This is a genomic window from Psychrobacter sp. H26 (genome assembly GCF_059073035.1).
In genome coordinates this window covers 3,128,316-3,141,355 of the sequence record NZ_JCACRW010000001.1, presented here as the reverse complement: position 1 = coordinate 3,141,355, position 13,040 = coordinate 3,128,316, and the positions used below count along the sequence as shown (strand labels likewise).

10 protein-coding genes and 1 tRNA gene are annotated in these 13,040 nt (G+C 44.4%); 4 read left to right on the top strand and 7 right to left on the bottom strand.

All coding sequences use genetic code 11. The annotated features are described in order from the left end of the window. The first annotated feature begins 38 nt into the window (after positions 1 to 38). Positions 39 to 1,805 (top strand): sigma 54-interacting transcriptional regulator, encoded by a 1,767-nt coding sequence (locus AC5JPT_RS13140; protein WP_493858368.1) that lies wholly within the window; start codon positions 39 to 41, stop codon positions 1,803 to 1,805. A 230-nt stretch (positions 1,806 to 2,035) separates the two neighbouring features. Further along, a tRNA-Leu gene (locus tag AC5JPT_RS13135) sits at positions 2,036 to 2,120 on the top strand. A 72-nt stretch (positions 2,121 to 2,192) separates the two neighbouring features. Here AC5JPT_RS13135 and AC5JPT_RS13130 read toward each other — a convergent pair. After that, positions 2,193 to 3,266, bottom strand: a complete 1,074-nt coding sequence (locus tag AC5JPT_RS13130) for a serine/threonine-protein kinase (RefSeq protein WP_493858367.1) — start codon at positions 3,264 to 3,266, stop codon at positions 2,193 to 2,195. Positions 3,267 to 3,330: 64 nt separating this feature from the next. Between AC5JPT_RS13130 and AC5JPT_RS13125 the strand changes: the two genes are divergently transcribed. Continuing rightward, the gene (locus AC5JPT_RS13125) at positions 3,331 to 4,272 is read left to right on the top strand and encodes an ATP-binding protein (protein ID WP_493852543.1); all 942 of its coding nucleotides are present in this window, start codon (positions 3,331 to 3,333) and stop codon (positions 4,270 to 4,272) included. A 71-nt stretch (positions 4,273 to 4,343) separates the two neighbouring features. On the opposite strand, the gene AC5JPT_RS13120 is transcribed toward AC5JPT_RS13125, so the two are convergent. The 6 genes from AC5JPT_RS13120 to gyrA all read right to left on the bottom strand — a co-directional run bounded on the left by AC5JPT_RS13120 (position 4,344) and on the right by gyrA (position 12,178). Beyond that, positions 4,344 to 5,480 (bottom strand): ribonuclease Z, encoded by a 1,137-nt coding sequence (locus tag AC5JPT_RS13120; RefSeq protein WP_493858366.1) that lies wholly within the window; start codon positions 5,478 to 5,480, stop codon positions 4,344 to 4,346. 32 nt (positions 5,481 to 5,512) lie between these two features. Then, entirely contained in the window at positions 5,513 to 5,785 is a 273-nt protein-coding gene (locus AC5JPT_RS13115; protein WP_493852541.1) for a hypothetical protein, read from the bottom strand. A 127-nt stretch (positions 5,786 to 5,912) separates the two neighbouring features. Next, the gene (locus AC5JPT_RS13110) at positions 5,913 to 6,581 is read right to left on the bottom strand and encodes a glutathione S-transferase (protein WP_443524650.1); all 669 of its coding nucleotides are present in this window, start codon (positions 6,579 to 6,581) and stop codon (positions 5,913 to 5,915) included. 286 nt (positions 6,582 to 6,867) lie between these two features. After that, positions 6,868 to 7,938 carry an EamA family transporter RarD gene (rarD, locus tag AC5JPT_RS13105; protein ID WP_443524652.1) on the bottom strand — a complete coding sequence of 357 codons (1,071 nt, stop codon included), beginning with the start codon at positions 7,936 to 7,938 and terminating at the stop codon, positions 6,868 to 6,870. Between the two features lie 240 nt (positions 7,939 to 8,178). Further along, complete coding sequence (gene rarD, locus AC5JPT_RS13100; protein ID WP_493853418.1) at positions 8,179 to 9,249, bottom strand: EamA family transporter RarD; 1,071 nt, start codon at positions 9,247 to 9,249, stop codon at positions 8,179 to 8,181. 142 nt (positions 9,250 to 9,391) lie between these two features. Beyond that, a complete protein-coding gene (gyrA, locus tag AC5JPT_RS13095) occupies positions 9,392 to 12,178 on the bottom strand; it encodes a DNA gyrase subunit A (RefSeq protein ID WP_493858365.1) in 2,787 nt (928 codons plus the stop codon). Positions 12,179 to 12,647: 469 nt separating this feature from the next. Here gyrA and AC5JPT_RS13090 point away from each other — a divergent pair, with 469 nt between their 5' ends. Further along, complete coding sequence (locus AC5JPT_RS13090) at positions 12,648 to 12,929, top strand: hypothetical protein (RefSeq protein ID WP_493858364.1); 282 nt, start codon at positions 12,648 to 12,650, stop codon at positions 12,927 to 12,929. Positions 12,930 to 13,040 lie beyond the last annotated feature (111 nt).

Here is a 13,040-nt window from a genome sequence, read left to right as displayed (position 1 = left end):
CCAAACCAACAATAACAATTGCTCATTAGGCCCGATACATGACCGAATATAGTGATAACCACAAACCTAAAAGCGATGCCAGATCCCCAATAGTAACCGTTAATAATATCCCTAGCGACCACCCTGCTACGCTATGGTTGATCGATGATGATGCTGCACTGCGTATGGTTTTGGCAGATACGTTTGAAGATGCAGGACTGACGGTAATCAGTTTTACCCAAGCGCAAGCAGCATGGACTCGTCTCAACGATTCGTTAAAACAACCAGAATCAGACGCTCAGCTACCAGATGTCATATTAACTGATATTCGTATGCCCATGATGGATGGTCTGTCATTTAGCGACTGGGTACATCAGCACTTTCCTGATATGCCAATTGTCATCATGACAGCGCATTCAGACCTCACTTCTGCTATCAATAGCTATCAGACAGGTGCCTTTGAATACTTGCCCAAGCCCTTTGACTTAGATGATGCCGTGGCTACTATCTACAAAGCCATCAATTACCAGCCAAACATGGCCGCAGCTGACTATCCAAGCGAACCTGACAGTCAGCTCTCCACCACTGATACCTCTGAGAGTGATGTAAAACCTATAGCAACCAGCCCACCTACCAAAAACGCTAAAAATGACGCTGAAGTGATCCCTGATCCAAAAAACAATGGTAATCCTAGCGGTATAGTGGGTCAGTCACAGGCTATGCAAACGGTGTTTCGCGCCATTGGTCGATTGGCACAGTCGCCTATTTCTGTGTTGATCACAGGAGAGTCTGGCACAGGTAAAGAATTGGTCGCCAGTGCCCTGCACCAACACTCACCGCGTAAGCAGCAGCCTTTTATCGCACTTAACATGGCAGCGATACCTCATGATTTGATTGAATCTGAGTTATTTGGTCATGAAAAAGGCGCATTTACTGGTGCTACCACAACTCGGCAAGGCCGCTTTGAGCAGGCTGATGGTGGGACGTTGTTTTTGGATGAAATCGGTGACATGCCTTTTAGCACTCAAACGCGCTTACTGCGTGTACTGGCTAATGGTGAGTTTTACCGCGTTGGTGGACAGCAGCCTATCCAAGTCGATGTACGCATCATTGCGGCTACTCATCAAAACTTAGAAGAGCTGGTCACTCAAAACCGATTTCGTGAAGACTTATTTTATCGACTCAATGTCATCCGTCTACCGCTACCACCGCTGCGCAAACGACCCGAAGATATTCCAGCATTAGCGGCTCACTTTATGCAGTCTGCCGCTGAGCAGATGAACACGGCCGCCAAGCATTTACATCCTGCTGCCGTACAGATCATGCAAGCCTTTGACTGGCGAGGTAATGTCCGTCAACTTGAAAATGTCTGCTTATGGCTCACAGTAATGGCGACTGGTGATACCGTGACGGCTGCAGACTTACCACCTGAGCTGCTCGAAAACATCCCAGCAGACGCAGAGCTGTATCAGGAGCATGGTCTATCACCACAAGAAGTGACTCACACGCCTCCATTGCAAAACAGCGACGCTGCCATAAATAATGCTCAAGACGCTCCAAGCATCAAAGCCAGTCATGCTCTTACAAACCCGAGTTGGCAGCAAGTACTTGCTATTTGGGCTGAGCAATCTCTCAACACAGGCGAGACTGATATCTTACAAACCGCAACGCCTGAGTTCGAACGGGTCTTATTGACGGCAGCACTCAATCATAGCGGCGGTAAAAAGATAGAGGCGGCAAGTTTGCTCGGCTGGGGGCGCAATACCCTAACCCGTAAATTACAGCAACTAGATATCTCTGCACCAAGAGTACCTTCCAAAGATTAATTAAGGGTTAATTAATCATCAAAAACGCGAAATTTAAATGCTATTAAAATCAGATATTTATAGAAATAACGAAAAATAATTGCGAAATAGTTAAAAATAAATGCAAATAGGGGTTGACCAAAAATTCAAACTCTATATAATAGCCAACCACTGAGACGCACTACCGAATCAGTTAACTGTCTAGATAGCGTTTGAATTTAAACGCTTTTGATGATAGAGTAACGGAAAATGGGGCTGTGGCGGAATTGGTAGACGCACCAGATTTAGGTTCTGGCGCCGCAAGGTGTGAGAGTTCGAGTCTCTCCAGCCCCACCATTTTCGGATAGTACATCTTAGACCAAATATCAAAACCTGCTTTTTAGCAGGTTTTTTTGTGTCTGCAATTTACTACTCACCATTACAAGCTTTTAAAGCCTCCAATATAGCTTCCATGCTCTGATACCTTTTCTCTACTCGCTTTGCCAATGCTTTATCAACTATACTTTGATAGCGAGCATACTCTATCGGTAGTCTGAGAATAGGTTGCTGGCAGTGCTGCATGGCCCAATCTGTCATTGTTTGCTGACTTTTAGAATTTATACTAAATGGTCGCGCGCCCGTCAACATCTCAACCATCATGATACCAAACGCGTAAATATCACTTTGTATGGTTGCCTTTTGCCCTTGCCAACGCTCAGGCGCTAAGTATGCTGGTGTGCCGCTAGCAGAATTTATTGCGTTTGGTTGATCGCTTCTTTGGGCTAATGCAAAATCCGTCAGTAGTAAGTCGGATGCTTTATGGTCGCTACCAGCATTATCCTTCGGGGTGTTGATAATATTGCTAAGCAAAAAATTACTGGGTTTAATATCATTATGCAACCAACCAGCTGTGTGTAGACTGAGGATGAGCTGAGCGGACTGTACAAGCAAATGATGCTTTTGCTCGTCAGTTAGAAATGAGTGGCGCTGATGATTGAGCAGCTTGGCTAGGCCAGCATTTTCATAATACGGCATAACCAATACCGTCAATCGCTGAGGCTGCTCCAACGCTTGGATATCTATATCATAATTGTCAAATACAGATGGTGTGATAGTAGTAAGTTGAATCTTCTGCGAAACACTTAGCGATTGTAATACGCTTATTTCATGATTCAGATCTGAGATATTTTGTGGCACATCTGAAGTGCTGGATATTTCCCATTTGATCATCACCCTGCCATACTGTAAATGTTGGGCGCGCGTGAGACCTTGATAGCAGTTTTGCTGCCTGCTCTGCCTGATATGTTGCGTGTCGCTCTCTTGAGTCTGCTCTGGGCTTCCCTCTCTGTATTGTTGACTAATACGCTGATGCACTATTTTACTATATGCTCGCTCTGACAATGCTTGGGTGATGACTGGCAATAGTTGCCTAGACTTCGCTTGCAAGGCTTGTTTAATAGGCGAATTACTGGCACTATTTTTCACAGTGTTGTTATCTATCATATTGCACCGCCCCAATCACGCCACCATCTTATTACCCAACCGCTACTTTACCACTAGAGTTATTATGTCACAGTCTACCCAATATGCCCTGCCCGCCTCCTTGTTAGAGTTGCTCAGTCAGTATCTGCAAGAGCACGTCACACCCACCATTGAGATTGACCCTGATCAACTGGCATATCGCTGGGTTGGTGGACGTACTGGTCACCTGCAGCCTTTATCGGTCAATCTATTTTTGAGTTTAGATGACTTGCAAGGTATCGATACGCAAAAATCAAAACTGGTACAGAACACGCGCCAATTTCTAAAAGGTTATCCCGCCAATCACGTTTTGATGACAGGCACACGCGGTGCCGGTAAATCTTCACTGATTCGCGCCTTGCTACAAGCGTATCATAGCGAAGGGTTGCGTATTATTGAGATTGCCCGTGATGACCTACAAGTACTGGATAAGATTCGCACTGCTATTAATGAGCTGCCAGCAGACTCGAACTGTCGCTACATCGTCTACTGTGATGACTTGGCGTTCAATGGTCAAGATGAAAGTTACCGCGCGCTAAAAAGCGTGCTGGATGGCGCGCTAGACTCTGAGCAAGACAAGCTACTGGTCTACGCCACCAGTAATCGCCGTCGTCTGCTCCCTCAGATGATGAAAGACAATCTTGATATTTATAATGGTCAGACCGACGAGGTTAACCCCTACGAGACTATTGATGAGACTGTGTCGTTGTCAGATCGGTTTGGCTTATCATTGACCTTTCATCCTATGGATCAACAGACTTATTTGCAAATTATTCAACATTACCTGAATTTAGAACAACGGAAAATCTCGGCACATACTGATCATGATGTGGAGGTGACTGCGGATGATGGCAGCTTGGCCAACAAGATAAGAATGGATGCTTTGCGCTGGGCCTCTGAACGTGGTGGGCGCTCAGGACGAGTGGCTTATCAATTTAGCCGTTACTGGAGCGGCAAGACGCAATTGGCGCTTGAGGACCACAAATAAGCAATAGCTGCTAATCCATACCCGTAACACCTTACCTATAAAGTCATGCCTATAAAGTTATGTCTATAAAGTCATAACTGATTGCTGCGTGCAGAACCCACATACTGTACGCGGTTATCTTGCTGGTCGTCTACCAAGGTGGCAGCACCATCGACCGTATATTGTGCAAAATCTGACGCTAACCATAGATTACCTTTATAGACACTTTGCGCATCTAAGCGGATATAGGCCATATTTGGTGTTTCGCTCTCTGGGTTATCAAAGCTTTGATAACGAGCGCTAAAATGGGTCAAAATCAGATTCTGCACACCTGTGTTTTGCGCGAAGGTACCCACTATATGCGCGCTACTATGCATGGGATCAAACTCTGGATTTCTGGCTTGAATAGCCATCAATACCTCATGCGTATAAGTGGCTTCGTGCACCAACAGATCTGTATCAGCAACAGCATCACTCAAGCATTCTGGCGTATCATTATCACCCGCCACCACTACTTTTGTACGCTGCATATCATTATAAACATAATCTGCTGAGCGCAATTGCTGACCATCCTCAGTGATAACATCGCAGCCTTGTTGTAATTTGCCCCATAGTGCACTTGCTGGAATACCATTCTCTTTGAGTTTATCAGTATTCAATAGTCGGCGACTGATGGTCTGAGCGATACCAAAACCATGGGACGGCACGCGATGCGATAGCCGGTAGACCTCTATCATAATCTGCTGCTGTCCATCTAACTCTAGCGTCACTTTACCTTTGTCACTCTCTTGTGAGAGTAAGTCTTCTATCGACACAAAATCGAGCGTAAATGGTAGGTATAGCTCAGTCGTTGAGACGATAGCCTCAAGTAAGGTAGCAATCGCATTGGGTGCAATGAGCGTTAGCGGATCACGGCGTCCTGACATCGCAGCACTCGCCAGCAATCCTGGTAGACCATAGCAGTGATCACCATGGACATGGGTGATACAGATAGCAGTCAATTGACGTAAAGACAGCTTGGTATGTAGCAGCTGCTGCTGTGTGCCTTCACCGCAATCAATGAGTAGCCAAGGACGTGATTTTTTATTTTGATTGCTACTATGCTGTGAGCGGCTCTGCTGCTTCGAACCAGAATTGTGAACATTCAAGCACTCGATTGCCAATGCAGTTACGTTACGCTGTTTGGTTGGCGCCCCGGCAGAGGTCCCCAAAAAGGTTAGCTTTAGCATAGATGGTGCCTTTTATTTGTCAGGGACATTTATTATGACCGCTGACATATCATGGTTCGTTGAGCCTCAATCATTTGCCCACCATTTGCGGTACACTCGTTGACCATGTTGGACTCATAAGACTTCCAACCACCATAAAAACTGGCAGCACATAGAATGACAACCAGTAGTTTTTGTGACCATGCCTTGATAGATACCTGCTGGCTGTCAATAGCTTGCCTATCTTGCATATTCTGTCCTGATGGCTGGTTGGAGTTAATGTTTTTGCTTAGATCTTTATGATTCGGTCTATTGGAATCTGTCATTGTTTTATCCTAAAAAAGGCTTTGCTTAAAAATAAACAAAACCTTTTATCTAAATATCTACTCGAGTAATAAGCCAAGTACTGAGCAGTGCTTATTGATGATACCAATTTGATAATACCAGCATTATCTAAAAATTAAGACGACCGCCTTTTTCTTCGGCGCGCTTAAAGGCATCTCGTTCTTCACAGCGTTGTAGCCACGTTAAGATATTGGCATATTTACTCTTATTGAGACCTGCGCCCGCGTTTGCGCCTACGACAGCAAGGTGCATCTGAATATCAGCAGCACTAAACTCACTACCTGCAAACCAATGATTTTTGCTCAAGTGCTGTTCCATCATGTTCAGCATTTTGTCCAAACCATTTCCGATCATGTTCTTTTCGACCTGACCTTGGATTTTTTTGCTAATCGGTTTGATCAGCATAGGCGACTGACTCACAACCTTTGTAAACACCAGACGCATAACCAACAACGGCATCAGCGAGGCTTCTGCAAAATGCAGCCAGAACGTATAGGCTTCCCACGCCGCTTCGTCACTATCGTCAGGCTTGAACTGTTTTTCTTTGTCGTAGTGCTTGATCAAATACTCAATAATGAATCCTGATTCAAGCAATACGCGATCGTCTACTTCTAGCATTGGCGCACTACCGATTGGGTGCACTTTTTTTAGACTATCAGGGGCGCGGTATGCTTTATTGCGCTCATAGCAAGTCAATTGATAATCGGCGTTTAGCTCTTCTAGTAGCCAAATGATACGAAACGAGCGTGAGTTTGCTAAATGATGAAGATGTAACATAAACCGTCCTAGTCATATATTGTTTTGGGTCAGTCCTGAGGTTTAAGAGGTACGTTCTTAGAGACAACCTTTTAGATACCGTCACTTAGAGACAGTTTCTCAAACATAATCTCTTAAACATAATTTCTTAAACATAGTGCAGCGCCCTTAATTAAGCGCAGCAGCATCTTCCTCGATAATAGCGTAATTTAATGCCCTTTGACACAGCAAGTTTGTAGAGTAATAGCAAAAAATCTTACCTACCAAGTCAGTTCTATTGGCTGCTATAGCGATACACTCATTAGCATTATGATAGATTTAGCGCTTCAATCTTGCGCGTCATCTTATCTATCTTTTGCTGGTATTTCTTAATTTGACGGAATCGATGCGCAATCAGCACGCCCTTGATACGGCGGTTTTTGAGACGACGACGCGGCGGAAAACTACCCACTTGTGGCTCATTGTAGCCATGTAAGCGATTGTCACGTTTGCGCGCCAGATAGCCAAGGGCACTATCCGCAATCATAATCAGCAATGCGATAAAAATCATGCTATACATCAGGATGGAGCCGCCCTCATGTAAATTACGGTCTAAAATTGCAATCGAGAATATAAATAGAAATACTGGCTCAAGGTAGCATAAAGTTCCAAACAGTGAGACCGGTAGCTTTTGACTCGCGACCATCGTCAATGACATTGCCGCAGTGCTAATAATGCCGAGTAAAGGCAACAGGTACCAAAGCTTATGGTTGGTGATTGCCACTTCAAAACCACCATTCATATACAGCGCGACCAATACCACTGGCAATAACAATACAAGATCAGAGATCAAACCAGTAATAGGTGGTACTGCCAGTTTACGGCGTAGCAGATAGTATGGTGGATAGCCCAAGCAAACAAATAAAGTCGCCCAAGAAATAGCCCCATATGCAAAGATATCGTAAGCGATACCGAGACCTGCACACACAATGGCAGCCCACTGAAGTAGACTCATGTCTTCGTTGTAAAAGAACCTGCCGACAACAATCATAATCATAGGATATAGGAAGTAACCCAAAGTGACCTCAAGTCCCAACCCATTGACTGGCGCCCACATAAATATCCAGATCTGCGCGCCCAAAATCGGTGTGGGTAATATAAACAACAACCACTCTTTTGCGTTCTTTAAAGTTTTTAGATAATCAAAAATGTGCTGCCATTGCTTTAGTACGCTGACCAGCAGCACCAGACTAAAAAACATCGTAAGCACACGCCACGAAGCGACTTGCGTACCTGATAAGGGTTGCAGAAGCAAACCAAATAAGAACAGCAAAGAGTATAAAAAGTTTGCAGCCACAGCAGTGATCGTACCCTGCGAGGTTTGGTTAGTAGTCAGCATCACAACAGCCTTTAGAGATTGGGGCACATCCTTGGCAATTTTTAAAAAAAACAAAAGCCTCAGACGAGAACGTCTGAGGCTTTTGCATATAAGGTCGTCGCGCAATCTAAGTTGAACGCTTTTGATGTGTTAGGCTTACATCATGGGGCGCATTATGTCAAAGTCAGAATAGATAAGCAATGCCAGTATGCATCTAGTAGATTAACTTCTACATTGAGTAAATTTAATGCAGATAAATGATTATTTTGCATCAAGTTTTTCGATTTTTTGCTGTATCTTACTCATCTTTTTTTGGTAGTGACGAATCTTACGAAAACGATGGGCTTTTAGTACGCCATCGATACGCTGATTGATAAAATGACGACGTGGCGGGAAGCCTCCTACCTGCGGCTCTCTATATCCATGAAGATGATCATCTCGGCGACGAGCCAGATACCCTGCCACACTATCAGCCATCATAACCACTAGTGCAAGCGTAATCATGCCGTACATAAAGAGCGAACCACCTTCTTCAAGGTTTTGGCTCAGAACCGTAATGGACAACACAAACAATAGCATCGGCTCTATATAGCTTAGTGCACCAAATAGTGACACTGGCAACTTACTACTCGCGACCATCGTCAGTGACATCGCCATCGCACTAAAAGCACCCAGCAGCGGCAGTAGATACCAAAACTTTATGTTCTGTGCTGCCACACTAAAACCACCGGTCATGTAGAGTACGATGAGCACCACGGGTGTCAATAATGCCAAATCAAACAGTAAGCCCGTGATGGGTGGTACAGAGAGGGTACGCCGAAGTAGATAATACGGCGGATAACCCAAACACACAAACAGCGTCACCCAAGACACCGAACCATATTGAAACACATCATAGCCAATACCTAACGCTGCAAATATCGCCGCCACACACTGCAAAGTACTCATGTGCTCATGGTAAAAAAACCGACCAAGCACGATCATCATCAATGGTAATAAAAAATAGCCTAGCGTTACATCCAAACCAAAGCCATTGACTGGCGCCCACATAAACAGCCATATCTGCCCGCCTAAGATTGGTGCAGGCAGTATAAATATCAGCCATTCTTTGGGCGTCTTTAGTGTTTTTATATACTCAAAGACATGCTGCCACTGTTTAGTCAAACTGAGCAATATCACCAAACTCAATAGCATCATGAGTACCCGCCATGACGCCACCTGTGTCCCTGACAAGGGCAGCATAAATAGCCCAAACAAAAACATCATCGAGAACAAAAAGCTTGATGATACTGATGCAATCGTTCCCTGAAAAGTTTGATTGGTCGTGAGCATAACAACAGCCTTAAAAATAGAACCCTGTGTAAATTGTTGAGAAAAATAAATCAAAAAAACAAAAGCCTCCGACGAGAACGTCAGAGGCTTTTTTCTAGAAAAATGATGTAAAACTAGACTAAAAAGCTAATTACTATAAGTATTATTGATCATCATTTGGCGTATGGTCATTTGCAATGTCGATAGCATCATTGGCATCGATCATTGCGGTATTGTCAGTGGTCGCATCAATATCTATTTGCTCCTGACCTTCTACCTCAAATGTACCGTCTTCTCTCATGGCGTCGACTAACTCATCGTCGCTCTCTTCGTGCTCAACACGTGCCATAGCGACCAGCTTCTCATCTTTTGATAGACGGATAAGCGTGACACCCTGTGTATTACGACCAGAGCTGGCCACATGCTCAACTGGGGTACGTACGAGCGTTCCTTTATCAGAGATCAAAATAATATCATCGGTAGAGTCAACCTTGGTCGCTCGTACTAGTGCGCCATTACGCTCGCTGGTCTTGATTGCAATCACACCGCCACCACCACGGTTTTGTGTGTTGAACTCTTCGACAAAGGTACGTTTGCCAAAGCCATTTTCACAAGCAATCAGGATTTCACGTACGTCATCTTCGATAACGACCAGTGACTTGATAAATTCTTCAGCAGACAGACGCATACCGCGAACGCCTTTTGCTGTACGGCCCATTGCACGTGCATCATTTTCATCAAAACGAATCGCCTTGCCACTTGACGCAAATAACATCACTTCTTGGCTACCATTAGTAATACGCGCGCTAACCAATTTATCACCGTCTTCTAACCCGACTGCGATTAAGCCGTTCGAGCGAATATTAGCAAACTGCTTGAGCTCTACCCGCTTGACGGTACCATTAGCCGTTGCAAAGAAAACAAATGGCGCTTCTGCTTCATTACTGTCTTCTGACAACTCATTATCTGTTGATGAATCGTCATCTTTTACAGGTGATTCTTCTACTATTTTTGGAATCGGTAGTATGGTCGTTACGGTCTCATCACTGTTTAGACCAATTAAGTTGACCAATGGACGACCACGAGCGCCGCGACTAGCGATCGGTACCTCAAAGCCTCGTAGACTAAAGACACGGCCACTATCAGTGAAACACAGTACTGTAGAATGCGTTGATGTCACGACTAAATGATCAATCACATCATCTTCTTTCATGGCTGTGGCAGACTTACCTTTACCGCCGCGTTTTTGTGCAACATAGTCATCGATTGGCTGAGTTTTGGCATAACCAGTACGCGATACCGTCATAACGACAGTCTGCTCAGGGATAAGGTCTTCGCGACTAAAGTCCATACGCGAATCGATGATATCGGTACGGCGCTCATCACCGAAGTTGTCACGAATCTCAATCATCTCATTAGAGATAATAGTCATTAGCTTATCAAAATCACCTAAAATAGACTCTAGATGAGCAATCTCACGTAGCAAGTCTTGGTATTCTTCGGTCAATTTATCTTGCTCAAGCCCAGTCAAGCGATGCAATTGCATATCTAAAATCGCATTGACCTGCTCAAGTGACAAGCGATAACGCTCCTCGCCTTCAATTAAGCCAAACGGCGCTTTTGGATCTTCGCCTTCGATGAACTCAGGACGTACTGACTGGCTACCCGCAGCGGTAAGCATCGCAACGACGCTACCTGAACCCCACGTATTATTCAATAAGCTTTCACGTGCAAGGCCACGGTTTGCAGACGCTTTAATCGTTGCAATAATTTCATCAATATTAGCTAGAGCAACGGTCAGGCCTTCGAGCAAATGACCACGGACGCGGGCTTTGTTTAATTCATAAATCGTACGACGCGTCACAACTTCTTGACGATGGCGGACAAACGCAGCGATAAGCTGACGCAGAGTCAATAGCTTTGGCTGACCATTATCGAGCGCCACCATATTTATACTAAAGCTAGACTCTAGTGGTGTTTGTAAGAACAAGTTGTTGACGATAACCTCAGCGGTCTCACCGCGGCGCAAGTCAATAGCAATACGCATACCGTCTTTGTCAGACTCATCACGAATCTCGCTAATACCTTCGATTTTCTTATCACGAACCAGCTCAGCAATACGCTCGATCAGCTTGGCTTTGTTTGCTTGATAAGGAACTTCGGTGAATACGATGCGCTCGCGATCACGGTTGACCCCAGAGTTGCTCATTGGCTCGATATGATAGCGACCACGGATATGCAGGCGACCTTTACCCGTACGATAAGCGTCTAAAATGCCCGCACGACCATAAATAATGCCGCCCGTTGGGAAATCAGGACCTGAGATATGCGACATCAACTCTTCGGCTGAGACTTGAGGGTTTTCAGCATACGCTAGACAAGCATTAATCACTTCGGTCAAATTGTGCGGTGCCATGTTGGTTGCCATACCAACGGCAATACCCGTGGCGCCATTGACCAATAGATTAGGAATACGCGCTGGCATCACGCTTGGCATACGCTCAGAGCCATCGTAGTTGTCTTCCCAATCGACCGTATCTTTGTCCAAATCAGCCAGCATCTGATGGGTCAGCTTGGTCATACGTACTTCGGTATAGCGCATAGCAGCAGGAGGATCATCATCGATCGAGCCAAAGTTACCTTGACCATCGACCATCGGATAGCGCAAGCTAAAGTCCTGCGCCATACGTACGATGGCATCATATACCGCACTATCGCCATGTGGATGATATTTACCGATGACATCACCGACTACACGTGCGGACTTCTTGTATGGCTTATTGTAGTCGTTAGATAGCACATGCATGGCATACATCACGCGGCGATGGACAGGTTTGAACCCGTCACGCACATCAGGTAGCGCACGCGAGACAATCACGCTCATCGCATAATCCAGATAGGACTGCTTCAGTTCATCTACAATGCCAATAGGACTGACCGACTCGCTCATATACACTCCTTCACTCATATCCACGCTATTAATTTTGCAGGCTTTATAGATAGCGTATTTGCCTCATTAAATACTGATAAGAACCAATAAATATAACAAGCAAAGCAACACTATAAAGCGTGAAAAATATTGGGAAAATGATGATATTTTTGATAGTAAATAAAAGAAGCTATTTTAGCACAAATTTGCTGATTTAGGGGTTCTGAGCGTCATTAAAATCAAGCAAAACAGCCTATTAACCCCAATATTTCAAACAATCAATATCCTCTAAAAATATATTACTAACAGGGACGTTTTGATTGGCTAATTTTGCTGTTTTTGGCCCATTTAGCCTGTTTGAATGGTTGTCGAGTAAATTGAAAACACGCTCTAGACAAAAAAAATTTAAACGCTACACTAACTCATCTTCTACAGTAAGGCATGTTAAACACGCCCTACTTACATAACGACCTAACAGGCTACTTATATTATGGATATCATTCTTGCGATTATTTGGATTTTAGCAATGGTGCTATATAGCTTTTCGAGTGATTATGTTGCCAGCTTTCCCAATCATAACAATCGTGCCGTACCTTATGTCCGCTGGGGAGCACTTTTGGTTGCTATGGCTTTATCCGCGTACTTGGCACAAGCCTATCAAGAAAACCTACAAGGTAGTGGTATGTGGGTGTTTGTTATCGTCGTATTTATCATCATTGTTTTAGCGAAATTCGTTTTTAAATGGGTTATTAATAGACGTTTAAAACGCTAGTCTGTACTGAATATTTTTTTATAGTCAAAGAAATCTAAAACAGCTACAAGACAGCCTACCGCAGATTGTACATATAGTACCTCTAGGGAAGGTAACATCGTAGCGGTTTAG